Genomic DNA, 23,301 nt, shown 5'->3' with positions numbered 1-23,301 from the left:
TTGCCGATTTCCGGGCGCGGTCTTTATATATGTTCCGGGATTTAGGGTCAAAACCCATTCGGCGATGCATGGCTGCATCGCACATTGCGCGACATACAGGAAGCATTCATGATTACGGTCTATGGCATCAAAAACTGCGATACAGTCAAAAAATCCCTTAAATGGTTCGACGCCAAGGGGATTGATCACAAGTTTCATGATTTCCGCATTGACGGAATTGATGCCAGAACCATCGAAGGGTGGCTTGCCGAAGTCGGCGGCAAAACCCTGATCAATAAACGCGGGCCAAGCTATCGTAATCTTTCCGAGGGCGACAAGGCCGTGCTTGAAAATGACGATGCGGCGGCCGCCGTCATCCTTGCGGCCAATCCGACCGTGATCAAACGGCCGGTTGTCGATTTCGGCACAACCCGCACGGTTGCCTATGACGAAGGGCGCTGGTCCGAACTGGCTGGGGCATGAGTGACAGGATGATGGACGCGAGTGTGACTAAAAAACCTGTCGTGCGCGGCGTGATCTTTGATTGTGATGGTGTTCTGGTTGATACCGAAAACCTGGCAAACAGGGTTCTGACCGATCTGTTATGCGAATATGGCTGTTACATGACCCCGGCGCAAAGCCACCAATTCTTTATCGGTGGCACGCTGGCGGCTGTTGCACCCAAAATGGCCGAATCTTTTGGCGTGACCTTGCCTGACGACTGGATTAAGGAATGTTATGCCAGAACCTTCAAATCATTTGAAAAAGATTTGAAGCCATATCCAGACCTTGATCCTGTTCTCGACCTTCTGGATGCCAAGGGGATCCCGATGGCAATCGGTAGCAACGGCCCGCATGACAAAATGGATGTATCGCTTGGCAAGGTCGGGTTGCTGGATCGTTTTCGTGGTCGGATATGCTCCGCCCATGATGTGCAACATGCAAAACCGGCCCCCGATGTTTATTTGCTGGCTGCTGAAAAAATCGGTATCGACATCACCGAATGCGTGGTTATTGACGACAGCATCAGCGGCGTGCGCGCCGGTGTTGCATCGGGGGCCACGACAATCGGTCTGGTCGATCTGACATCGGCGGATGCTCTGCGCGGGGCAGGGGCGCATTATGTCGCAGAAAATCATCTGGCATTACGTGACTTTCTGGCTGATTGGCTTGCTTGACAAAAAAGGCGGCATCGCAATCGATGCCGCCCGTCCTCAAATCATCGAAATCTATATTTACCCGCCGATAACAATGCCTTCGCGTCGTGGATCTGCCCCGCCAATCAGACCCTGATCGGTAATCCGGATGATGTGCAAACCGGAATTAAGATCGCGGATCTGGGTTTTGAAACCGCGTTGCTGAAGGTATGGCTCAAGAGCCTCGGCCTCTGTTCCGGCCTCGATATCAAAGGTTCCGAACCGGTTGATCAGATGGGGCATGTTGATGGCCTGCTGCGGGTCCATGCCCCAGTCAATCATCCCGACTAGCGCCTGTGCGACATACCCGATAATCCGCGATCCGCCCGGTGACCCGGCGGCGATAACCGGTTTGCCTTCCTGCATGACGATTGTCGGCGCCATGGAAGAACGCGGGCGTTTGCCCGGTTCCAGCCGATTGGCAATCGGCACACCGTTGCTGTGTGTCTTGAACGAAAAATCGGTCAGTTCATTGTTCAACATAAAGCCGCGCACCATCAGGCGCGACCCAAAGCCGTTTTCAATGGTGGTGGTCATCGACACAACGTTACCCATGGCATCGACAATTGAAAAATGGCTGGTGCTGGGGAATTCGATTGCTTCATCATCGGCAAGCCGCATGGCGTGGCTGAACGCGGGCATGCCCGGTTCCACACTTTCCAGCGCCTGGTCGCTTTCCAGAAGCTTCGATCTTTGCGCCAGATAATCCTTGTCCAGTAATCCGGTCAAAGGCATCGGCACAAAATCGATATCAGCCATATATCGCCCGCGATCAGCAAAGGCTAAACGTGATGCATCACCAATCAATCGCCAGCTTTCCGGCGATTTGGGGCCGAAATCACCAATATCAAACGGTTCGATCAGCCCAAGTATCTGCCCGACCGTCAGGGCGCCGGATGATGGCGGTCCCATTCCACATATTTCATATCCGCGATAATCGGCGCAAACCGGATCACGTTCCTTGACAGTATAATTGGCAAGGTCTTTCAGGGACAGAACACCGGGATTCCAGCTTGCCCTCTGAACCTTGTTAACGATGTCATTGGCAATTGGCCCAAAATAGAACCCGTCAGTACCGTTTTGTGCCAACGCCTTAAGGGTATTGGCATATTCCGGGTTTTTCAGAAGCGCACCTTCTTCAAGCGGCGCGCCATTGCTGTCAAAGAAATAGCCCTTTGCGGTGTCATCGCGCGAGAGCTTTTCGGCATCCTCGGCGATCAGTCCGGCAAGGCGAGGGGAGACATTAAAACCGATTTCGGCGCGCTCTATGGCAGGGGACAGCAATGTGGGCCATTCCAGTTGGCCCCAATTTTCATGCGCGGTTTTCAATAATGCCGGTGTTCCCGGTGTCCCGACGGACCGACCGCCGACAACCGCATCATAAAATTCCATTGGTTCGCCGGTTTCGGTCTGAAACAAGGTCGATGTGGCAGCCATCGGCGCCGTTTCGCGGCCATCCATGGTTGTCAGCTTGCCGCTGCGTGCATCAAAATAAACCAGAAAGGCACCGCCCCCCAGTCCCGACGACTGTGGCTCAACTAGTCCAAGCATTGTCTGAACGGCGACCATGGCATCAATGGCATTGCCGCCGCGACGAAGCACATTTGCACCGGCTTCAACCGCCAGCGGGTTGGCCGCCGTAACCATCCAGTTCGGGGCGCGAACAGCGTCGCGATGTGAGACCGGCGATGTCGCACTTTCGGGCGCAATCGCATCCGTGGCCTGTTGTGCATGGACCGGCAGTGTCAGCAATATCGCCGTTGCACTGCTCAGCAGAAAGGACCGCAGACGGAAACCTTTGATCATGTGGGGCATGTCATCAACCTTTTTGTTGTAGTTCTGATGGCCCATGCTTCCAGAAATGGTGGTGATTAAAAAGAAAACAGTTGGGGACGTTCAGAAAAACAAAAGGCAGAATGCGCTAACATCCTGCCTTTAAAACTGAATTCGTTTTTTGTAATCAATCAGGCTGCGGACTTCTTTGAGGTACTGTCCTGTTTTTCGACCACGTTTTTTTCAAGCCATTTGGCTATTTGGGATGCTGCTTTTTCCCATTTTGCGTCAAGCATCATCGCGTGTGCGATATCATCAAGCAGAATGCAATCCGCGCCCAAACGCTTCGCGGTATGATTGACCAGCTCGCTTTGAATGATCTCATCATTGCGTGCCCCGATGGCCAGTATCGGCGGCAGATCTGTTTGCGATAGAAACACAGGATTGGCGCCCATCATATCCATCAGGGCGCGGTGGCTTTCCGTTTCAAGGCGACCGAAATAAATCATGCCTTCGTCCTCGGCGATGTCGGGCGACAGCATGGCACGCCCAAGCCTGTCTCGCAGCAGGGTGTGCGGTCCTATTGCCTGAAGCCAGAACATCTGAAGATAAAGATCGGGCTTTGCCATCGCCATCATGGTGTTGCTGGCAAGAAGGCCTTCCGGTGGGACGGATGCCATCAGTACCGCAGCGGCGGCCTTATGTTTTTCAAGATATTTCTGGATGATGTAACCACCCATCGAATGCCCGATCAGGATCGGCTTCTGTCCCAGCGTATCGACAACGGTTTCAAGGTCTTCGACATAATCATCAATCGACGCCAGACTGCGCAAGTCGCGTCCGCCGCTGCCACCATGGCCGCGAAGTGAAAATGAGATGGTTTCAAACCCCTGATCGGCAAACCAGGTCAGGAAATGCTCGTTCCAGCACCAGGCACCGGTAAACGCACCATGGACGAAAACAATTGGGTTTTTACATTTGGGCTTGTTGCCTGGGTTACGGCGAAAAATTTCCAATTCGGGACTCATGGCAGGCCTCCTGCATGCGAATTGTGTAGGGATCCATATAATCTAACATGAAAATCGACGATTCGCATCCGCAGCATTCGTTTGGATAGAGTATGGTCATACAATTGTATTGAAAATAGCCCCGAAATTGATTGCCGGTGATTGTCAGTGCCGACTGCTTTGCATATGATCCTAAGGGGATAGTCGGTATCGGTCACATTCGTGATGAACCGGTAAAACGATGAAAACGAGAGCATGGAAAAGCTGGGGTAGATGGTAGAATTATCGGTGGTCGGTATTCTTGCGGGGCTTGATCAAGCCGCACTTGCGGATGTCGAACGGCACATCAATCGAAAAACATTTTCGGCCGGTGCGCAGATCATTGAACCGGAATCGGACAGTTCGGATGTCTATCTGATCCTGTCGGGTAAGGTCAGGATCGTGAATTATTCGCTATCGGGACGTGAAATCACGCTGGAGGAAATCGGGGCCGGCGGCTGTGTTGGCCATCTTTCGGCCATCGATGGTGAACCCCGTTCGGCTTGTGTGCTGGCCGTTACCAATACCGATGTTGCCATTGTCAGTCCGGCCAATTTCGAAAAAGTCGTCAAGAACCACCCATCTGTCGCTTGGAATGTCATTCATGAACTCGCGCGTATCGTGCGGACGTCGACCCGGCGGATTGTCGATGTCAGTACCCTTGGCGCGAACGAACGTGTCGTGGCGGAAATTCTGCGCTGCGCACAGATCGCGATTGCAGGGGATGGATCGGCAACGTTAAACCCGGTGCCGGTTCATTCCGACATTGCCGGGCGTGTCAGCACATCGCGCGAGACGGTTGCGCGTGTTATGGGCAGTCTGGCGCGTAAGGGACTGGTGACCAAAAATGATACCGGTCTTTACGTTCCCGATGTACGACGTCTGGAAGAATTCCTGAGTGAGTCGATCCATTGATTGGTCAAATCGGTTGCGAAATGATGAAATGTCGACAGAAAGTCGAAATTGTTTCGCCAATTGTGACGGGTGTCACAGAAACCTTTGGCCGTACAGGATAGAAAAACAGGGTGACGGGCATTTAAATGGTCCGGAACATCTCCCCCAAGAGAGTTTACTGGCCGTACAATTTTTTGTACGGCCATTTTTTTGCGTTTGATCATGGCGCGCCCAGCTACCGGTCTATAAAGTATCGCCAGTTTAAGGCTTTATAAAATCAGGAAACATCTTCATGCGGTTATCTGTTGTTTTGGCGGGGCTCAATGGGGCAATTGCCGTCGCACTTGGTGCGTTCGCAACCCACGGCATGGCAGGCGAAGAAATGAGCCACGCCCGTGATCTTGTCGAAACTGCCGCACATTATCAGCTGGTTCATGCTGTGGGGGTTGCTGCCATCGCAGCCCTTGCCCATCAGGTGCCCGATGAACGGCTTTTGCGCTGGGCGGCATATGCAATGCTGGCGGGTATTTTATTCTTCTGCGGAGCGCTTTATGTCATTGCCTTTGCCGGGATAAGCGCCTTTGGCATGGTGGCCCCAATTGGCGGGCTGTCTTTCATTACCGGCTGGCTTATGTTGGCGGGGGCAGGGTGGAAAAGATTTTCAGCCTGACGGGAGTTGGGGCGTTTCACCAGGTCCACCAGACAATAAAAAAGACGCGACCCGAAGGTCACGTCTTTTTTAAATTCCGGTAACCTAACCAGCCGAGGCTGAAAGATTACTTCATTTTCGCTTCTTTGAACTCGACGTGCTTGCGCACGACCGGGTCGTACTTGCGAAACGAGAATTTCTCGGTGGTATTCCGCGGGTTCTTCTTAACGACGTAGAAGTAACCGGTGTCAGCGGTGCTTACCAACTTTACGAGGATCGAAGCGGGCTTCGCCATATCTCAGCTTCCTGTGTTCAGGTGTATCTCAGGCCGCGGAACATAAAGGTTATGCGCCGGGTGTCAAGCCATTTTGGCAAAAATAATGCCATTTTTATTGCGAGGCAAAGGTATCGGCAATCTCATTGATCGGCAACTGAGCCAAATCCTTGTAACCCGGGAGGTTTTTGATCAATTCAAGCGCGATATCAATGTCGTTTTCATCAATGCCCTGACGGGCCGGGCACACCTTTCTAAGGTCCTGTCGTGCCTGTTCGTTCTGATAATCAAGCTTGCGCCATTTTGTCATCACGGTGACCATGTCATCGCGATGGGCCAATGCAGATTTGATCTGTTCATCCGGACCAACTCCGTCGGCGGTTGTGCAGATCGACGGGAAAAGTCCGATACGATCAAATGTGTAACCGGATGGAGCCGTCATCTGTGACCATGTAAAGGTCAGGGTACCCTTGTTCGAAAGATCATTGATCGCCTGAACCGATCCCTTGCCAAAACTGGTCGACCCGATCAGTACGGCGCGATTGCGGTCCTGAAGGGCCGCGGCGACCAGTTCGGCCGATGATGCCGTTCTTCCATCAATCAGAACCACAAGCGGCGCACCGCGGGTCAGGTCCTCGGCATCGGCTTTGAAGATATGGCGCGCGGCCATCACGCGTGATCGGGTATTGGCAATCGGGCCGCCGGCAATGAACAGATCGGCAACCTCCACACCCTGCTGCAAAAGCCCGCCACGATTACCGCGAAGGTCAAGGATCACCCCGCGCAAACCACCGGGATAAAGATCGGCCTTCAGGATTTCATCGCCAAGCGCCTGTGCCGTCGCGCTGTTAAAACTGGCGATCCGGGCAATCAGAATATTGTCGCGAATTTCGGCAAAAACGGTCCGACCGATAACGCGTTCGCGCATGATTTCAACCGGTGTGACGACCGGGCTATCGGCCCCATTGATTTCGATTGAAACACGTGTGCCTTCCTCGCCATGCAAAAGGTCGCTGGCGTAGGAGGCGGTCCGGTTATAAAGGTTGATCCCGTTCACCGAAATGAGTTGATCGCCGATATTAAGGCCTGCCTTGGCCGCCGGGCTGTCTTCGTGCACTTTCTTGATGACCGGATATCCATCGCCACCGATCAGTCGCACGCCAACCCCGATATAACCATCGCGCCGTGTCCGTGCCGTTTCGGCCTGGCTGGGACCCTCGTAACGGCTGTATCGATCAAGATTCTTGATTGATCCACTGACAAGGGCCGATTGTACCGAAAGCGGATCAGCATGGCGCAAATCTGGTGAATAAACCCGGTAAATGCCAACGCCCTTAAGCGTCAGCTCCGTCCACAAAAGGGTGTCCTGTTCTTCGCTATCGGCAGCAGGCAGGGCAAGATTGCGAACGGTTTTGCCGTTATATCCAAGGATGATTTCGTCAGGCGTCATGCCGATGCGAATGTTCGGATCAATGGTCGAAAGCCCGTCAAGCGCATTGACAACGATCTGTTCACGGCCAATTGGATCAATATATCGGGTCGCGACCAGTTCGATGGTTTGTGACATCACATCGCGGGTCTGCGCATCATCATTTGAAATGATCACATCCGCATGCTGGGTCACACACCCGGCCAGCAAAAGGCAAATACCAACCATACCGGCAACACGCCTTATCGGGCGTAAAGCCGGACGGAAAGAAACAGTCTCGAAGTCCTGTGTGGCTGATGCCAAAATGTGCTCAATCCGAAAGGAGATGGATCAAAGTGAAAGTCATTCTACTGCGAATGATGTGCAGTCGACAATGACTATCCCTTGATCTTCATCGCCCACTGGGTTCCAAGCACCGCCCCCTTGATAAAAGGCAGGAATCCAAGGCAAAGCAAAACAGTGATCGGCAGCCAGACCGACAGTTGCAGCGCCATGGATGGCTGGATGGATTGTTCCATCGTAAGCGCCCCGCCAACAACGATATGGCCGACAATGAAAATCGTGAAATAGGGCGGTGCATCATCACAGCGATATTCGCCGATCGGATGCGCACAGCAATCACATTCATGACGCAGCTTCAGATACCCGCCAAACGCAAGTCCATGCCCGCAATTGGGGCATTTCCGGCGGAAACCACGGCTAAGACCGGTCAGCAGGCGCGACCCGCTGCTTTGTTCGCTATATTCTGGCTGCATGGTGGCGTTCGTTCCTGTTTTTTGATCCAGCCCCTTGATCGGGCCGAAAAAAAGGGGCATTGAAACGGATATCTATCATCATGAAGTTGAAGTGATCGGGCAAGTGCTTTTCTGGCATGGCTGAAAACCCTGCGAAACGCCGTTATAATGCCGACTCTTTGATACTGATGTCTTCAACCCGGTACAGGAGCGCCCAGATGGGGAATGCAGACGATATCGTCGCCCGACTGAAACAGGATTTCATTGAAGACACTCTGGAACGCGCAGACCGCATCGAAACCACCATTGATCGTGTTGCCGGCGGTATGGACAAGGCTGATGTTGGCATCGCCGAACTGCGGCGCGAAGCCCATACAGTCAAAGGTCTGGCCGGATCGTTCGGTTTCCCGCTTGTCGGCGCTATTGCGCACCGCATGGAAGATTACATCGCCGAACTGACTGAAATTGATGATCTCGAAGCCGCATCGCTTGTCGATTTCACGACATGGATCCGCGAAATCATCGAAAGCGGGACCAATCCCCCGGCGGAGGAAGAAACCCGCATTCTGCGCTCATTGCCGACCCGAAGTGCAAAAAAGGGGGATGAGGATAGCGTCTCGAACACGCCAACAGCGCATGACAAGGAAGTTCTGATTGTCACTGCAACCACGGTTCAGGCGCACTTTCTGCAACGCGAATTGCGCGAAAAGGGGTTCCGGACCATCACCGCACGTAACGCAGTCGAAGCATTCGAGACCGTCGTGCAATCGCGCCCGGATGCAATCATCACTGCGGCGGTCCTTGATGGTCTAAGCGGGATCGAACTGATCCGCGCCCTTGCCGCAATGAAAACCATGAAGGACAAGGCGCTTGGCCTTCTGACCAGCTTCGAGGCATCCCACCCCGATCTGGAAGGTCTGCCATCAAATGTTGTGATCATTTCAAACCGGGGCAAGCAGACAGCCGAGCATCTGGCAAAGTTCATTGAAACGCTTGACTGATTGCAACATCCGATATCAACGAAAAAGGGCGACCATCGCGGCCGCCCTTTTTCTTTAACTATCGCGTTTGGTCGTGTTGCGTGCGACCCGGCTTGATGCCACCAGCTTGCGCTGTTTTTTGGGTGTGGTTTTCTTCTTGCCTGCAGCCTTGGCACCAGGCTTGCTGCCCGGGTTTCCCCCACGGGGGCCACCACCAGATGCACCGCTTTTATCCTTTGGATTGGCGCGGAAACCCGGTTTGGTGCCGTGACGGTGGTTGCGATCACCGGGGCTGCCACGGCGCTTGCCACGTCCACGCGGCCGTTCGATCAGGTCCCGGTCGGTGATATCGGCATGTCCCGCCAGACGCAGCGCAAGCGATCCGGTTGCTGCATCCGCCTCGGCAATGCGGACAACAACATCATCGCCAAGACGGAATGTCTTGCCGCGATTTTGCCCGACCAATGCATGTCCGATGGCATCATGCACATAATAATCATCGGGCAGGGTGGAAATCGGGACTAGACCATCGGCACCGGTTTCCTGAAGCGATACGAACAGGCCAAAATGCGTGACCCCCGAAACACGTCCGGGGAATTCCGCGCCGACCTTGTCGGCCATATAGGCCGCGACATACCGGTCAACCGCATCACGTTCGGCCATGGCCGCCCGTCGTTCGGTGCCGGAAATGTCTTCGCCGATCTGCTCGAACCGTTCGCCATCTTCGGGCGGTAATCCGCCCTCGCCAAGTTTCAGGCCCGCAATCAGTGCGCGATGCACCAGAAGATCGGCATAACGCCGGATCGGGGATGTGAAATGGGCATATTTCTTAAGGGCCAGACCAAAGTGCCCGATATTGTCCGGGCTATACATCGCCTGTGACTGGCTGCGCAGTACGACCGTGTTGATCAGCTCGGCCTCGGGTGTGTTCTTGGCCTGTTCAAGGATGCGGTTGAAATCGCGCGGGCGCAGGACCGCCCCCTTGTTCAGCTTGTATCCAGCCCCTTCAAGGAATTCATGAAGCGCTTCAAGCTTTTCCTCGCTTGGCGCATCGTGAATACGATACATGCAGGGCTGCTTGATCCGTTCAAGTTCCTCGGCCGCACAGACATTGGCCGCGACCATGAATTCCTCGATCAGCTTGTGGCTGTCAAAGCGTGCCCGTGGGGCAATGGCAATGATCTGGCCCTTGTCATTCAGCTCGATCTTGCGTTCCGGAAGATCAAGTTCCAGAACACCACGCGCTTTGCGGGCTTCAAGAAACGCTTCATACGCGCCGTAAAGCGGCTTGATAATGGTTTCAAGCAACGGGCCGGCGGTGTCGTCGGGATAACCATCCATCGCGCGCTGAACCTGATCATAGGTCAGGCGCGCTGCTGATCGCATCATCCCGCGACAGAATTTATGCCGCAACTTTGTACCGTGCCTGTTTAACCACATCTCGACTGCCATGCAGCCGCGATCTTCATGTGGAACCAGCGAACACCAGCCGTTTGACAATTCAAACGGCAACATCGGCACCACCCGGTCCGGGAAATAGCAACTGTTGCCGCGCTTTACCGCTTCACGGTCGAGCGCGTCGTGCGGGCGTACATACCAGGACACATCGGCAATCGCGACCATGATGTGCCAGCCGCCCTCGTTTTCCGGATCGGAATCGGGTTCGGCCCATACGGCATCGTCAAAGTCGCGCGCATCCGCACCGTCAATCGTCACCAGCGGAATATCGCGCAGATCGGTGCGCTTGCCCATTGGTGTTGCCTTGGACTCACGCGCCTGCAATTCGACCTCGGGCGGGAATTCAAACGGAATACCGCGCGCATGGATCGATACCAGACTGATCGATTTCGGTTCGTTGATATTGCCCAGAACCTCTGTAATCCGGCCTTTGCGCAGGCCGAAATGCTTGCCCGGCAGAATTTCGGTCAGAACCAACGAACCACCTTCAAGATCGGGATGGTCATCCAGCGGCACGGCGATCTCGCCGCTATCCTTGCGGTCTGTGGGCACAACCCGGCCTTCACGTTCATTGGGGCGAAAAATGCCCAGAACGCGTTGCGGGCCGCTGCCCAGAACCCGCATGATGCTGGCTTCATAGGTCTGCTTGCCGGTATAGCGCAGCTTGGCAAGGATCTTGTCGCCAATTCCCGGTGCGCTTGGTCCGCCACGCCGGATCGTTTTCACGTAAATGACCGGTGGTTCGTAATCTTCTTTCCAGACATTGGGACGGGCAATTACTTCGCCATCATCATCGATGCCGATGATTTCCAGTACTTCAACCGGCGGCAGGCGGTCGGGTTTGTCAAATCGTCTGCGGCCCTTGACCACGTCACCACCGATTTTCAGATCCCTCAGGATCTTTTTAAGCTCGATCTTCGCTGCACCCTTGATGTTGAAGGCGCGCGCAATTTCGCGCTTCCCCACCGGGGTGGGGCTCATATCGATGAATTCCATGATCTGTTCCCGTGTGGGGAACGGGGTTTTATTTTCTGTGTCGTTCGCCAACTTCGCGGCGTCCTTTCAATTTTATCGTCAAGAAAAGGAAGGCGGCGATTAATTCGCCGCCTCTTTCCTGATTGTTTTCTTTGCTGCAGGTTTCTTTGCAGCGGTCTTTTTGGCAGCCGGTTTCTTGGGGGCCGCCTTTTTCGTCGTTGTTTTTTTTGCTGCGGTTTTGGTTGCCTTGGCCGGTTTCCCCGATTTGGCTTCCTTTTCCTTCAATGCCGCAATGGCCATTTCCAGCGTGACATCTTCCTTGTTGGTGTCACGCGGCAGATTGGCATTGGTTTTCTTGTGTTTGACAAACGGACCCCAGCGGCCATCGGCCAGGAATATTGGTTCACCGTCATCGGGATGTTTGCCGATTTCCTTGCCTGCTTTTTCGCGCTTATCCGCAATCAGGGCAATGGCACGGTTTTCTCCAACCGTCAGGACGTCATCCTCGGCCTTAAGCGATGCAAAAATGCTGCCCGCCTGAACATAGGGACCAAAACGGCCGACATTGGCTTTAATTTCCTCGCCCGTATCGGGGAATACCCCGACCAGACGCGGCAATGTCAGCAATTCTTCCGCCTTGGTCAGATCGACAACCGATGGCTCCAGACCTTTCGGAAGCGACGTCCGCTTCGGCTTGACCTTTTTGGGTTTGCCGTTCTTGCCTTCAACTTCTTCTTCTTCACCCAGTTGCACATAAACGCCATACGGCCCTTTGCGCAGCGTGATTTCCTTGCCGGTTTCCTTGTCGATGCCAAGAACTTTTGGACCTGCATCAAGTTCGGAATCGCCACCATTTTCATTGGCAACCAGCGGACGGGTAAAGTTGCATTCCGGATAATTCGAACAGCCAAGGAATGCGCCGAATTTGCCAAGCTTGAGACTAAGCGTGCCATCGGCGCATTTCGGGCATTTATGCGGGTCCGTGCCGTCGTCGCGCGTCGGGAACAGATAGTTTTCCAGCATCACCTGAAGCGCATCAAGAACATCGGTGATCTTCAGTTCCTTGGCTTCGTCAACATTGCCCTTGAAGGCCGACCAGAACTGATTCAGCACATCGCGCCAGGCAAGGCTGCCGTTTGAAACGTCATCAAGCTGGTTTTCCAGATCGGCCGTAAAGTTGTACTGCACGTAACGTTCAAAGAATTTCGACAGGAACGCCGTGACCAGACGACCGCGGTCCTGTGCGACAAAGCGGCGCTTGTCCAGCGTCACATAATCGCGATCCTGCAACACCGAAATGATCGATGCATAGGTCGACGGACGGCCAATACCCAGTTCTTCCATTTTCTTGACCAGGCTCGCCTCGGTATAACGGGGCGGGGGCTGTGTGAAATGCTGGTCGATACTGACCTTGCCAAGATCGGGCTTCTGGCCTTCGTTCAAAGGGGGCAGACGACGATCATTTTCGTCTTCTGCCTCGTCATCCTTGCCTTCCTGATACAGTTTCAGGAAACCGTCGAATTTCACGACCGAACCATTGGCGCGCAGAACCACGTGATTGTCATTCGATGACAGATCAACCGCGACCTGATCGAATTTGGCATCTTCCATCTGGCAGGCGACGGTGCGTTTCCAGATCAGGGTATAAAGCGCAAGCTGATCCTTATCCAGGTGACGCGCAACCTGATCAGGGCGACGGAACAGGTCCGTCGGGCGGATGGCTTCGTGGGCTTCCTGTGCGTTCTTGGCCTTGTTGGCAAAGCTGCGCGCACTTGGTGGCAGGTAATTTTCACCGTAATCCTTGGAAATCAGGCGGCGTGCTGCTGCCAGTGCCTCGCCCGACAGCACGACCGCATCGGTACGCATATAGGTGATCAGGCCAACTGTCTCGCCACCGATATCAACCCCTTCATAAAGGCGCTGTGCCAGCTGCATGGTGCGTTTCGCGCCAAAGCCCAGCTTGCGTGACGCTTCCTGTTGCAGGGTCGAGGTGGTGAAAGGCGGCTGCGGACGACGTTTGACATCTTTGCGCTCGACCTTTGAAACCGTATAGCTGCGGCTTTCGACCTTTTCCTTGGCAATCGTCGCTGCACCCTCATTGCCCAGTGCCAGCTTATCAAGCTTCTCACCGTTCAGATGAGTCAGACGCGCGGTGAAGTTGCCCTCAGGCACCTTGAAACCGGCTTCGAGTGACCAGTATTCGTCGGGGCGGAATGCTTCGATCTCAATCTCGCGCTCGCAAATCAGGCGAAGGGCGACCGACTGAACTCTACCGGCCGACCGTGATCCGGGCAATTTGCGCCACAGAACCGGCGACAGGTTAAAGCCCACCAGATAATCAAGGGCACGGCGCGCCAGATAGGCATCGACCAATTCCTGATTAAGCTCGCGCGGATTGGCAATCGCGTCGGTAACCGCTTTTTTCGTAATCTCGTGGAACACAACGCGATGAATATCGCGACCGCGCAAAAGCTTTTTCTGTTCCAGAACTTCCAGAATATGCCACGAAATCGCTTCCCCTTCGCGATCCGGGTCAGTCGCGAGATAGATGGTATCGGCATCGCGTGCAGCCGATGCGATCTCGCGGATCTGTTTTTCGGAACGGCCATCGGTTTCCCAGACCATCGCAAATTCGTTGTCGGGATCAACTGATCCATCTTTTGACGGAAGATCGCGGATGTGACCAAACGAGGCCAGCACCTTGTAATCGTCACCGAGATATTTATTGATCGTCTTGGCTTTGGCCGGGGATTCGACGATGACAAGATTCATTACGTTTTTCGTGTCCGGTTCTTGCGCCCTGGGGCGAAAATGTATGTCGTGCTGCGAATGATCCGAATGTCCGACACATATATATAGTGTGATCGTATTTCAGATCAGATTGCGCAAATTGCGGCAAATCACAACAATATTGTCGCAGCACAGATCGCTACGACACTCATTCGGCGATACGCGATACCCTATTTCCGGGGTGACGTTCAACCCTTCCTGCAAGCTCAAGCTCAATCAGCATGGTCGAAATCACATCGGCAGGCATGCCAGAAGCCCGGATAAGCTGGTCAATCAGAAGCGGACTGGACGACAATAATTCAAGTATATGGTCCGTTTCACGGTCTCCGTTTCGGGCCGGGGCAGGGACCCCTGTTTCTTCTTGGTTATCAATGCTTTCCGGGGTGTCGACGATGATCACGCTTTGGGCATCGCGTTCGATGGATTTGGTGATGTCGCTGAAATCATCTGATGAACTGGTTGTGGTTGTCGCACGGCCGTCGATGGCAAAATGATGAATTCCTTCACGCAGATGGTTGTTTTGTTCGGAAACACGCAAGGCATCCAAAATCACATCAACGGAGTCGCAGAGGATCGCCCCGTCACGGATCAGGCTGTTGGGGCCTGCCGCACGCGGATCGGTCGGACTGCCTGGAACGGCAAAAACATCACGTCCCTGTTCTCCTGCAAATCGGGCGGTAATCAGCGATCCGGAATTGCGTCCGGCCTCGACCACGACAACGCCATGCGACAGGCCGGAAATGATCCGGTTGCGCCTTGGAAAATGCCGTGCCTGCGGATTCAGTCCCGGTGGCATTTCCGAAATCACGCAGCCATTTTCACAAAGCTTGCGATACAGATCGGCATGTTCACGCGGATAGATCACATCTACACCCCCGCCCAGAACCGCGACGGTGCCGCCATCCGTATTTGCGACTTGCAGGCAGGCATCATGAACCGCGCCATCAATCCCGCGCGCCATGCCCGATGCGACAACATATCCCGCGTCGCACAGGGCGGCGGATAACCGCCGGGCAAAACCGCACCCATTGGCCGATGCATTGCGGGCACCGACGATCCCGATGGTTGGCCTGGTCAAAAGTTCAACACGACCCAGCGCATAAAAATAGGGTGGGGCATCCTCGATCGCGACCAGCATCACCGGATATTCCGGATCACCGATAATCACCGGCTTGGCATCGCAGGCGCGCGCCTGTTCAATTTCGGCAATCGTGTCTTCGCGCGTTGCCAGAACAATCTGTCGTTTGCCACCTGTGCGCGCGATGATATCGGGCAGGGCATCAATGGCATTGCGTGCCGATCCGAACCGCTCGACCAGCTTGCGGAATGTGACCGGGCCAACATTGGTACTGCGCGCCAGTCGCATACGTGCGAGGCGTTCAGATTGCGGTAATCGTATCGGTTGTTGCATGTCAGAAACCATAACGCCCGGATTGTGATCATCCGGGCGTTGTTTCGTCAAGCTATTCCAACTGCACAGCTTATTCTTCGCTGGTGGCTGCGGCTTCTTTTTTCTTCTGGCCGATTTTCGGCTCTTCGCCTTTAAGAAGGCGGCGGATATTGCTGTGATGTGCAGCCCAGACAATCACCGCAAGGAAGATTGCAAGCCACCCGGCACCGGGATCATTGGCGATCAGGAAGGCGGCAATCGGGGCGGCAATCATCGCAATCAGGGCCGAAAGCGATGAAATGCGGAAAATCAGCGCCATGACAAGCCACGTCGCTGCCGCGACAAACCCCATGATCCAGTTGACCGCAACAAGGGTCCCAAGGGTGGTGGCAACACCCTTGCCGCCCTTGAAACGCAGCCATACGGGGAACATGTGCCCGACAACCGCAGCACCACCGGCAAAAATACCGGCCTCGGTACTGACAAAATGGGTAAATAGCAGGGCTGCTGCCGCACCCTTGCCGACATCGCCGACAAGTGTCAGGAATGCCAGAAATTTGTTGCCGGTACGCAGTACGTTGGTCGCACCAATATTGCCCGATCCGATCTTGCGGATATCGCCAAGCCCGGCCATCCGCGTCAGAACCAGACCAAACGGGATCGAGCCCAGCAGATAACCGCAAACGGTCGCAATCTGCAGCGACATCAGGGTTGCCTTGTAAGTGGCATCAAGTTCCATATTCACGCGCCTTCCGCGACAGAGGGATCGGCAAAAACCTCGCGACCATCAATGATGGTGCGCAGGACACGGCCTTGGGTAAGGCGGCCGTCAAATGGCGAGTTTTTCGATTTTGACTCGAACTGATAAGGATCGATCTTCCACGGGCGATCCGGATCAAACAGCACCAGATCGGCTGCCGTCCCGATTTCAAGCGTACCGGCACCCTTGATGCGTACCAGTCCCGCAGGGGCGGTTGTCAGCTTGGTAATCACATCAAGCATCGACATGTGCCCGTTATGATAAAGCTCCAGCGTGATCGGCAGAAGTGTTTCAAAACCAACACCACCGGCGGTGGCCTGCGCAAAAGGCAGGCGTTTGGAGTCAACATCCTGCGGATTATGGTCCGACGCGATGGCATCAATCGTGCCATCGGCAAGGCCTGCCACAATCGCCTGACGGTCGTCTTCGGACCGAAGTGGGGGCGACAGCTTGGCAAAGGTCCGGTAATCCGAAACCGCATTTTCGTTAAGCGCAAAATAGAACGGGGCGGTATCGCACGTGACCTTAAGGCCGCGTTTCTTGGCCTTGCGGATCACCTCGACCGACTCTCCTGTCGAGATATGGGCAAAATGCAAACGTCCGCCCGTCATTTCAACCAGCCGCAAATCGCGCTCTATCTGCATGACTTCCGCAAGGGGTGATACACCGCTAAGACCAAGGCGCGTGGCAAGTTCGCCGCTATTCATCGACGCCCCCCTGGAAAGTTCCGGTTCCTCGGGATGCTGGACAATCATGCCATCAAAGAAGGTCGAATAAGATAGCGCCTGTCGCAGCAACCGGGCACTGGCGATGGTTTTTACGCCATCGCAAAACGCCACTGCACCGGCCTGATGCAAAAGGCCCATCTCGGTGATTTCGCCACCCTCAATGCCCTTTGATACCGCGCCATAGGCAAAAACCTTGGCCAGGCCAACCTTGCGTGCCCGGCGTGCGATAAATTCGACACCGGCCACATCGTCAATTACCGGATCAGTATTGGGCAGTGCGATGATCGTGGTGATCCCGCCGGCTGCCCCCGAACGACCGGCGGTTTCGATGGTTTCCTGATGTTCGAACCCCGGATCGCGCAATTGTGCGCGCATATCGACAAGCCCGGGCGCAAGACACGCACCCGCAGCATCAACAATTTCGCAATCCTTGGGCAGATTGTCGCGGGTGACCTGCGCACCGCAGTCGATGATCTTGCTGTTTTCAATCAGGATGCCACCCGTACTGTCGGTCTGTGCCGCCGGGTCAAGCAGACGGGCATTGATAATGGCCTTACGGCCCGTACCCTTTACGCGAATGGCGGGAGTCATGCCTGGCCTCCTGCCTGTCTGTGGTTCTGGACCAGCAATTCAAGGGCGGCCATGCGCACCGCAACCCCCATTTCAACCTGTTCGCGGATGACGGATCGTTCGACGTCGTCGGCGACTTCGCTGTCGATTTCCACCCCGCGATTCATCGGGCCGGGATGCATGATCAGCGCGTCGGGCTTGGCATTGGCAAGCTTGGCGCGATCAAGGCCATGGAAATGGAAATATTCGCGGACCGACGGGATAAAGCTTCCTTCCATGCGTTCAAGCTGAAGGCGCAGCATCATGACGATGTCGCAATCCTTAAGGCCTTCTTCCATGTCATGGAAAATCTCGACCCCCATCCGGTCGATCTTTGACGGGATCAGGGTCGGTGGCGCGACAAGGCGCACGCGCGATCCCATGGTATTAAGCAGCAGGATATTGGACCGGGCGACGCGCGAATGCGCGATATCGCCGCAGATCGCAACATTAAGCCGATGCAGGCGGCCCTTGTGGCGGCGGATGGTCAGCGCATCAAGCAACGCCTGTGTCGGGTGCTCGTGGCGGCCATCCCCGGCATTGAGAACCGCACAATTGACCTTCTCGCTCAGAAGCTTGACCGCACCGCTGTCACCGTGACGGACCACAAGTGCATCGGGGTTCATGGCATTGAGCGTCATTGCCGTATCAATCAGGGTTTCACCCTTTTTAACCGAACTGGTGCCGACCGTCATGTTGATGACCATCGCCCCCAGTCGTTTGGCGGCAAGTTCAAACGATGTCAGCGTTCTGGTCGAATTTTCATAGAACAGATTGACGACCGTGGCCCCGGCAAGAATGTTGCTGGTCTTGTCTGCTGTGCGGTTCTTTTCCGCATAATGCTGGGCACGATCAAGAATAAGGGTGATTTCCCCCGGGGTAAGACCTTCGATACCGAGGAGGTGAGGGTGCGGATAGTGATCCGCCGCTGGTCCCATGACACTCATGGCGTTGCACATATTCCTTAAATGGTATGGGCAGAATTTCGCGCGGAGCATACCCAATTGCCCCTGCCACGGAAAGTTAAAATATTGCCCCAACATCCTGACCGAATGGTCAATATTTCGCTTGGTTTACATCACACCACATGCAGCAAAACCGCAAGGATCGGAATGCTGACAATCGCAACAAGCGTGTGAACCGTAATGATGCTGGCCATCATCGGGGCGTCACCACCCATCAGGCGCGCCAGCACAAACGCACTCGCCGAACAGGGCAATCCGGCATACAGCACAACCGCCGCCAGTTCGACCTGCGGCAGGCCGAGCAAAAGGCAAAGCCCCGCTGCAATTGCCGGGCTGATGACAAGTTTGCCCAGCGTGGAAAATCCGACCGGCCCCCCGGCGCGTCGTGCCGCCGAAAGATCAAGCCCCGCACCAACCGCCAGAAGCCCGATCGGCAATGCCGCACGCCCCAGAACTTCCAGAAACGGCCCAAGCACTGGCGGCAGGCCAAATCCCGTCATATTGATCCCAATGCCAAGAACACACGCCATCAGCAACGGATTGCGCATAACATCGCGCAAAAGCGATACCGCGCCGGGCGTGCGGTCATTATCCCCCCAATGTGCGCAGGCCAGAACCGAAAGCACATTTACCGTCGGCACGACAAGGGCAACGCAAAGGGCCGTTACCGTCAATCCGGCTTCGCCCAGAAGGGCCGCGGCAACGGCAAGTCCGATATAGGTGTTGGGCCGGATGGCGCCCTGAAACAGAGATGAAAACGCCGGATTGCCGACTTTCAGAACCGGCTTGGCGATCAGGATAAGAACGGTACATATGAAAACCGTGCCCAGCATCGCAGTCGCAATTCCCGCTAGTGGCAGGCTGCCCAGATCGGCGCGCGCTGTATTGGAAAACAGCAATGCCGGGAATGTCACATAATAGGTCAGCTTTTCCGCCCCTGGCCAGAACGCATCAGGCAGGAATTTGCGTTGCCGCAGGATGAAGCCCAGCACGATCAGGGCAAAGGTCGGTATCAGGGCGGACAGGATGGCTAACATGGGGCGCTTTCGAAAATATCTTGCCGCACGATGGAGCGGTTATTAATCGGTTGTTATGTGATTTTCTGTGATGGTTTGCATTGTAACAGTCCGGCCTGACGTCGTATCGACAAGACTGCCTGTTTCATTGCACGGACATCCTGTGATAATGGATGTCGCTCAGATAATGCGTTCAACGCACTGATTTATCAATTGAAAGAAATTCCTGCGCTGTGACCTGCCGCGGCAAACAGGAATGCAATCAGGGGAAAGCCCATGAGTCGCGCAATCGATCATCTGGTTCTATGTGTCAATGATCTCGATGCGGCCTGCGATGCTTACCGCAAGCTGGGTTTTACCGTCACCCCGCGTGCCAATCATCCGTTTGGCACTGGCAATGCCCTGATCCAGCTTGATGGCATGTATATCGAATTGCTTGCCGTGATCGAGCCGGAAAAAATCGCTGAAACCGATCTTGCCGCGCCGTTCTCCTTCCCGATTTATAACCGCGATTATCTGCGTCAGCGCGAAGGCATGTCGATGCTGGCGCTGCAATCGCGCGATGCGGAAAAAGACCGGGAGGATTTTATTGCCGCGGGTGCCGCCGTACCCCGTGTTTTCAAGTTCGAACGCGAAGCAACCCGCCCGGATGGTTCGCTTACCGATCTGGCCTTTTCGCTGGCCTTTGCCAATCATCCGCTGTTGCGCCATGCGGTGACCTTTGTCTGCCAGCATCGACATCCGCCGCAGAATTTCTATTATCCGGAATATCAAAACCACGCCAACGGCGCCTATGCGATTGGCAAGGTGTTCCTCACGCATTGGGCGGCGGACGCGGTTACGGATTTCGTCGAAGAAATCGGAACCGAGAAGATCGTCACAGCTCTGCATAGTGATGAAATGGTCACCCGGTTCGGAATTGACGACCCGGCTTTCCCTACCGATGGCTTTGCCGGTTATGAAATCATCGTCAACACGCTCGACACGATTGCCGAAGCCGCCCAATCCATGGGGGCAATCCATAAAAAGGGCCGTCTGATCCTGCCGCCCTCGAAATTTTTCGGAACACTGGTTGTTTTTACGGCCAAAGGAAAAGCCGCCTGAACAAACAGGCGGCTGATCGAAAACTCTGAAACCAAGTGGTTTCGTTTGGCTGAAAATCAGGCTTCTTCGTCACCAAATTCATCTTCATCATCGTCGTCATCAGGGTTTGCGCCCGGATCGGTATGAAGATTAAGGTTATCAAGCGCGCCTTGCAGGATATAGGCCGCAGCCGTTTTATCGACGACCTGGGCCCGGCGTTTGCGCGTCATGTCGACATCTTCAATCAGGATGCGTTCAACCGCGTTGGTCGAAAGACGTTCATCCCAAAGCAGGATCGGCAGATCGATATAATTCTGCATCTCGTCGACAAAGGCATAAACCCGGTGGCATGCCTTGCCGATCGTGCCGTCAAGTTCACGCGGAAAACCGATGATGATGCCGCCGACATTCTGCTTGGTGACGATTGCCGAAAGTTCGGCAATATCACGCGTGAATTTCTTGCGCGAAATCAGCGAATAGGGGGACGCGATCTGTAGCCCGACATCCGAAAGGGCCACGCCAATGGTTTTGGTGCCGAGATCCAGCCCCAAAACGCGTGCTGCCGGTGTCAAAAACCGCAGCAATTCCTGTGTGTCATTGCAAATCATGGCGCCCTTATAGGTGTAAGTTATGTCCTGTGCCAGAGCTAATATTTCGGATTGATCAAAAGGCCAAATGGCAAATTGTTAGCTTTTGAAAATGACGCCATATTCAGCCCGAAAATCCACCATAAGGCGATTTAACGCAGATTGTAACGCATGATTGATAAGGTTGAAGTCAATTTGGCAATCGGACGTGCTGGATGGCTGGTTGAAGGTAAATTCAAGGTATTTTAATTTTTATTTTCCATTATTTCAATTTATAAAGTACTGCTAATGATAAAATAAGAATAAAAATAGATTTTATTTTTCTTATTTCAAATTTTACATAAAATTTGTTCTGGTTTTACTTTTTTGTGAATTCAATTTTTTTAGATGTATGTCAATGAACTTGGCGTCTGCTTATGGGATAAGTGGATATCCATCCTGATTGGATTGCAGTTTTTCTGAGACGAGACCTGAAAACATTGTTGGTTTTTCGTTATTTAGCAGGAGTTTGCAATGCCGTCCAAGCTTGACAAACCGCCAAAGCCAGAACAGACACATGAGCATGATTTGTTGTCCCGTTTTCCCACGGCCTACACGATCCTGTTTGCTCTGATTATTGTTGTCGCGGCTCTTACCTGGGTCATTCCGGCCGGGCAGTATGACCGGGAAATGAATGAGGCGATTGGTCGTGAGGTTGCCGTTCCCGGTACATATCACGAAGTCGATCCGAATCCGCAGGGCTTCTTTGATGTCATGCTGGCACCCGGTGCCGGTTTTTATGATCCTGATAGCTATGCCGCAAATGCGATTGATGTGGCGCTGTTTGTTCTTTTCCTTGGCGGTTTTCTCGGCGTGGTAAACGCGACCGGTGCAATCGATACCGGTATTCGATCTGCGATGAAAAAGCTAAAAGGGCACGAGATATGGATGATCCCTATTTTGATGACCTTGTTTGCCATCGGGGGGACCACCTATGGCATGGCGGAAGAAACGCTGGCTTTTTATGGTCTGTTAATTCCGGTCATGATTGCAGCGGGCTACGATACCGTGACCGCGGTTGCGATCATCATGCTTGGTGCCGGTATCGGTGTTCTGGGCTCGACCATAAATCCGTTTGCCACCGTGATTGCGGCGAACGCAGCGAATATTCCGTTCACTGCGGGTATTGTGTTGCGCTTTGTTATCCTGATTTTGGGTTTGGTCATCTGCATTGCTTATGTGATGCGTTATGCTGGTCGGGTGAAAAATGACCCGTCGAAATCGATTGTTGCCAAGCAACTGGATTCACACCGGTCCTTCTTTCTGAAAGGTCATAACGCCCAAACAGACAGTGCGACCCTTACTGGTAAACAAAGCCTGATCTTGATCCTGTTCGGTTTAACCTTCGCGGTGATGATCTGGGGCGTTTCATCCCAGGATTGGTGGATGGCCCAGATGGGGGCTCTGTTCCTTGGTTCTGCGATTGTGATCTGTCTTTTGGCGCGAATGGGCGAAAAAGAAGTGACGGGGCATTTTGTCGACGGGGCGCGCGATCTTTTGGGGGTCGCCCTTGTTGTCGGGCTGGCTCGGGGGATTGTGGTGATCATGCAAAACGGCCTGATTGCCGACACATTGCTGCACGGGGCTGTCGGCAGCCTGAGCGGGCTTGGCAATCTGGCTTTTATCAACCTGATGTTCTGGATCGAGGCGGGAATGAGTTTCCTTGTGCCGTCGTCATCGGGGCTGGCTGTTCTGTCGATGCCGATTCTGGCACCCTTATCCGATTTTTCCGGGGTCGACAGGCATCTGATCGTGACCGCCTATCAGTCGGCAAACGGGTTGGTCAATCTGATCAATCCGACATTTGCCGTGGTGGTTGGCGGGCTCGCCATTGGTCGGGTGTCTTACGACCGCTGGCTGGCATTTGTCTGGCCGCTTCTTTTGATGCTGACAGTCATGATTACTGTCGTTTTGTGTGTCGGAACTTCTCTTTAGGTCCCCCGAAAG

At 54.2% G+C, this 23,301-nt stretch carries 20 protein-coding genes; 7 read left to right on the top strand and 13 right to left on the bottom strand.

Features of this window, described 5'->3' with window-relative positions:
- The first annotated feature begins 108 nt into the window (after positions 1-108).
- Both BC440_RS11360 and BC440_RS11355 read left to right on the top strand, forming a co-directional pair.
- The gene (locus BC440_RS11360; protein WP_071240184.1) at positions 109-462 is read left to right on the top strand and encodes an ArsC/Spx/MgsR family protein; all 354 of its coding nucleotides are present in this window, start codon (positions 109-111) and stop codon (positions 460-462) included.
- 23 nt (positions 463-485) lie between these two features.
- Positions 486-1,157 carry an HAD family phosphatase gene (locus tag BC440_RS11355; RefSeq protein ID WP_247643567.1) on the top strand — a complete coding sequence of 224 codons (672 nt, stop codon included), beginning with the start codon at positions 486-488 and terminating at the stop codon, positions 1,155-1,157.
- Between the two features lie 57 nt (positions 1,158-1,214).
- Here the strand turns inward: BC440_RS11355 and ggt are convergent, their stop codons facing one another.
- Positions 1,215-2,990 carry a gamma-glutamyltransferase gene (gene ggt / locus BC440_RS11350; protein ID WP_247643566.1) on the bottom strand — a complete coding sequence of 592 codons (1,776 nt, stop codon included), beginning with the start codon at positions 2,988-2,990 and terminating at the stop codon, positions 1,215-1,217.
- Positions 2,991-3,139: 149 nt separating this feature from the next.
- Positions 3,140-3,976 carry an alpha/beta hydrolase gene (locus BC440_RS11345; protein ID WP_071240182.1) on the bottom strand — a complete coding sequence of 279 codons (837 nt, stop codon included), beginning with the start codon at positions 3,974-3,976 and terminating at the stop codon, positions 3,140-3,142.
- Positions 3,977-4,228: 252 nt separating this feature from the next.
- On the opposite strand from BC440_RS11345, the gene BC440_RS11340 reads away from it, so the two are divergent.
- Together BC440_RS11340 and BC440_RS11335 are read left to right on the top strand one after the other, a co-directional pair.
- Positions 4,229-4,909: a Crp/Fnr family transcriptional regulator gene (locus BC440_RS11340; protein ID WP_007089920.1), complete on the top strand. Its 681-nt coding sequence runs from the start codon at positions 4,229-4,231 to the stop codon at positions 4,907-4,909.
- Between the two features lie 271 nt (positions 4,910-5,180).
- Positions 5,181-5,558, top strand: coding sequence for a DUF423 domain-containing protein (locus BC440_RS11335; protein WP_071240181.1), 378 nt, complete (start codon positions 5,181-5,183; stop codon positions 5,556-5,558).
- A 106-nt stretch (positions 5,559-5,664) separates the two neighbouring features.
- Here the strand turns inward: BC440_RS11335 and rpmG are convergent, their stop codons facing one another.
- From rpmG to BC440_RS11320, 3 genes are all read right to left on the bottom strand, one after another.
- Positions 5,665-5,832, bottom strand: a complete 168-nt coding sequence (gene rpmG, locus BC440_RS11330) for a 50S ribosomal protein L33 (protein WP_007089918.1) — start codon at positions 5,830-5,832, stop codon at positions 5,665-5,667.
- A gap of 94 nt (positions 5,833-5,926) precedes the next feature.
- Positions 5,927-7,543 (bottom strand): S41 family peptidase, encoded by a 1,617-nt coding sequence (locus BC440_RS11325; RefSeq protein ID WP_247643565.1) that lies wholly within the window; start codon positions 7,541-7,543, stop codon positions 5,927-5,929.
- A 74-nt stretch (positions 7,544-7,617) separates the two neighbouring features.
- A complete protein-coding gene (locus BC440_RS11320; RefSeq protein ID WP_071240179.1) occupies positions 7,618-8,055 on the bottom strand; it encodes a DUF983 domain-containing protein in 438 nt (145 codons plus the stop codon).
- A gap of 137 nt (positions 8,056-8,192) precedes the next feature.
- Here BC440_RS11320 and BC440_RS11315 point away from each other — a divergent pair, with 137 nt between their 5' ends.
- Complete coding sequence (locus tag BC440_RS11315) at positions 8,193-8,975, top strand: Hpt domain-containing protein (RefSeq protein WP_063092947.1); 783 nt, start codon at positions 8,193-8,195, stop codon at positions 8,973-8,975.
- Positions 8,976-9,029: 54 nt separating this feature from the next.
- On the opposite strand, the gene rnr is transcribed toward BC440_RS11315, so the two are convergent.
- From rnr to BC440_RS11280, 7 genes are all read right to left on the bottom strand, one after another.
- A complete protein-coding gene (rnr, locus tag BC440_RS11310) occupies positions 9,030-11,459 on the bottom strand; it encodes a ribonuclease R (RefSeq protein ID WP_083379350.1) in 2,430 nt (809 codons plus the stop codon).
- Positions 11,460-11,507: 48 nt separating this feature from the next.
- On the bottom strand, positions 11,508-14,159 hold the full coding sequence (gene topA / locus BC440_RS11305; RefSeq protein WP_071240177.1) for a type I DNA topoisomerase: 2,652 nt from the start codon (positions 14,157-14,159) through the stop codon (positions 11,508-11,510).
- A gap of 166 nt (positions 14,160-14,325) precedes the next feature.
- Positions 14,326-15,639 (bottom strand): DNA-processing protein DprA, encoded by a 1,314-nt coding sequence (dprA, locus tag BC440_RS11300; RefSeq protein WP_247643564.1) that lies wholly within the window; start codon positions 15,637-15,639, stop codon positions 14,326-14,328.
- Positions 15,640-15,658: 19 nt separating this feature from the next.
- Positions 15,659-16,306: a glycerol-3-phosphate 1-O-acyltransferase PlsY gene (gene plsY, locus BC440_RS11295; RefSeq protein WP_175484483.1), complete on the bottom strand. Its 648-nt coding sequence runs from the start codon at positions 16,304-16,306 to the stop codon at positions 15,659-15,661.
- A 2-nt stretch (positions 16,307-16,308) separates the two neighbouring features.
- Entirely contained in the window at positions 16,309-17,646 is a 1,338-nt protein-coding gene (gene pyrC / locus BC440_RS11290) for a dihydroorotase (RefSeq protein ID WP_139192114.1), read from the bottom strand.
- Positions 17,643-18,602, bottom strand: a complete 960-nt coding sequence (locus BC440_RS11285) for an aspartate carbamoyltransferase catalytic subunit (RefSeq protein ID WP_110252313.1) — start codon at positions 18,600-18,602, stop codon at positions 17,643-17,645. Before BC440_RS11285 ends, pyrC begins: the two co-directional genes overlap by 4 nt.
- Positions 18,603-18,742: 140 nt before the next feature.
- Positions 18,743-19,666: an AEC family transporter gene (locus tag BC440_RS11280; protein WP_071240175.1), complete on the bottom strand. Its 924-nt coding sequence runs from the start codon at positions 19,664-19,666 to the stop codon at positions 18,743-18,745.
- A gap of 255 nt (positions 19,667-19,921) precedes the next feature.
- Between BC440_RS11280 and BC440_RS11275 the strand changes: the two genes are divergently transcribed.
- On the top strand, positions 19,922-20,749 hold the full coding sequence (locus tag BC440_RS11275) for a VOC family protein (RefSeq protein ID WP_071240174.1): 828 nt from the start codon (positions 19,922-19,924) through the stop codon (positions 20,747-20,749).
- 56 nt (positions 20,750-20,805) lie between these two features.
- On the opposite strand, the gene ruvX is transcribed toward BC440_RS11275, so the two are convergent.
- The gene (gene ruvX / locus BC440_RS11270) at positions 20,806-21,336 is read right to left on the bottom strand and encodes a Holliday junction resolvase RuvX (protein ID WP_071240173.1); all 531 of its coding nucleotides are present in this window, start codon (positions 21,334-21,336) and stop codon (positions 20,806-20,808) included.
- A gap of 492 nt (positions 21,337-21,828) precedes the next feature.
- On the opposite strand from ruvX, the gene BC440_RS11265 reads away from it, so the two are divergent.
- Positions 21,829-23,289 carry a YfcC family protein gene (locus BC440_RS11265; protein ID WP_071240172.1) on the top strand — a complete coding sequence of 487 codons (1,461 nt, stop codon included), beginning with the start codon at positions 21,829-21,831 and terminating at the stop codon, positions 23,287-23,289.
- Positions 23,290-23,301: the final 12 nt, after the last annotated feature.

The organism is Thalassospira sp. MIT1004 (assembly GCF_001858545.1).
Classification (GTDB): domain Bacteria; phylum Pseudomonadota; class Alphaproteobacteria; order Rhodospirillales; family Thalassospiraceae; genus Thalassospira; species Thalassospira xiamenensis.
This window is presented reverse-complemented; position numbering and strand designations above follow the sequence as displayed.

What these genes read in the sequence shown, in the direction of transcription:
- BC440_RS11360 (WP_071240184.1), top strand. Translation starts at nt 109, where the DNA reads ATGATTACGGTCTATGGCATCAAAAACTGCGATACAGTCAAAAAATCC.
- ggt (WP_247643566.1), bottom strand. Translation starts at nt 2,990, where the DNA reads ATGCCCCACATGATCAAAGGTTTCCGTCTGCGGTCCTTTCTGCTGAGC.
- BC440_RS11345 (WP_071240182.1), bottom strand. Translation starts at nt 3,976, where the DNA reads ATGAGTCCCGAATTGGAAATTTTTCGCCGTAACCCAGGCAACAAGCCC.
- BC440_RS11340 (WP_007089920.1), top strand. Translation starts at nt 4,229, where the DNA reads ATGGTAGAATTATCGGTGGTCGGTATTCTTGCGGGGCTTGATCAAGCC.
- BC440_RS11335 (WP_071240181.1), top strand. Translation starts at nt 5,181, where the DNA reads ATGCGGTTATCTGTTGTTTTGGCGGGGCTCAATGGGGCAATTGCCGTC.
- rpmG (WP_007089918.1), bottom strand. Translation starts at nt 5,832, where the DNA reads ATGGCGAAGCCCGCTTCGATCCTCGTAAAGTTGGTAAGCACCGCTGAC.
- BC440_RS11320 (WP_071240179.1), bottom strand. Translation starts at nt 8,055, where the DNA reads ATGCCCCTTTTTTTCGGCCCGATCAAGGGGCTGGATCAAAAAACAGGA.
- BC440_RS11315 (WP_063092947.1), top strand. Translation starts at nt 8,193, where the DNA reads ATGGGGAATGCAGACGATATCGTCGCCCGACTGAAACAGGATTTCATT.
- topA (WP_071240177.1), bottom strand. Translation starts at nt 14,159, where the DNA reads ATGAATCTTGTCATCGTCGAATCCCCGGCCAAAGCCAAGACGATCAAT.
- plsY (WP_175484483.1), bottom strand. Translation starts at nt 16,306, where the DNA reads ATGGAACTTGATGCCACTTACAAGGCAACCCTGATGTCGCTGCAGATT.
- pyrC (WP_139192114.1), bottom strand. Translation starts at nt 17,646, where the DNA reads ATGACTCCCGCCATTCGCGTAAAGGGTACGGGCCGTAAGGCCATTATC.
- BC440_RS11285 (WP_110252313.1), bottom strand. Translation starts at nt 18,602, where the DNA reads ATGGGACCAGCGGCGGATCACTATCCGCACCCTCACCTCCTCGGTATC.
- BC440_RS11280 (WP_071240175.1), bottom strand. Translation starts at nt 19,666, where the DNA reads ATGTTAGCCATCCTGTCCGCCCTGATACCGACCTTTGCCCTGATCGTG.
- BC440_RS11275 (WP_071240174.1), top strand. Translation starts at nt 19,922, where the DNA reads ATGAGTCGCGCAATCGATCATCTGGTTCTATGTGTCAATGATCTCGAT.
- ruvX (WP_071240173.1), bottom strand. Translation starts at nt 21,336, where the DNA reads ATGATTTGCAATGACACACAGGAATTGCTGCGGTTTTTGACACCGGCA.
- BC440_RS11265 (WP_071240172.1), top strand. Translation starts at nt 21,829, where the DNA reads ATGCCGTCCAAGCTTGACAAACCGCCAAAGCCAGAACAGACACATGAG.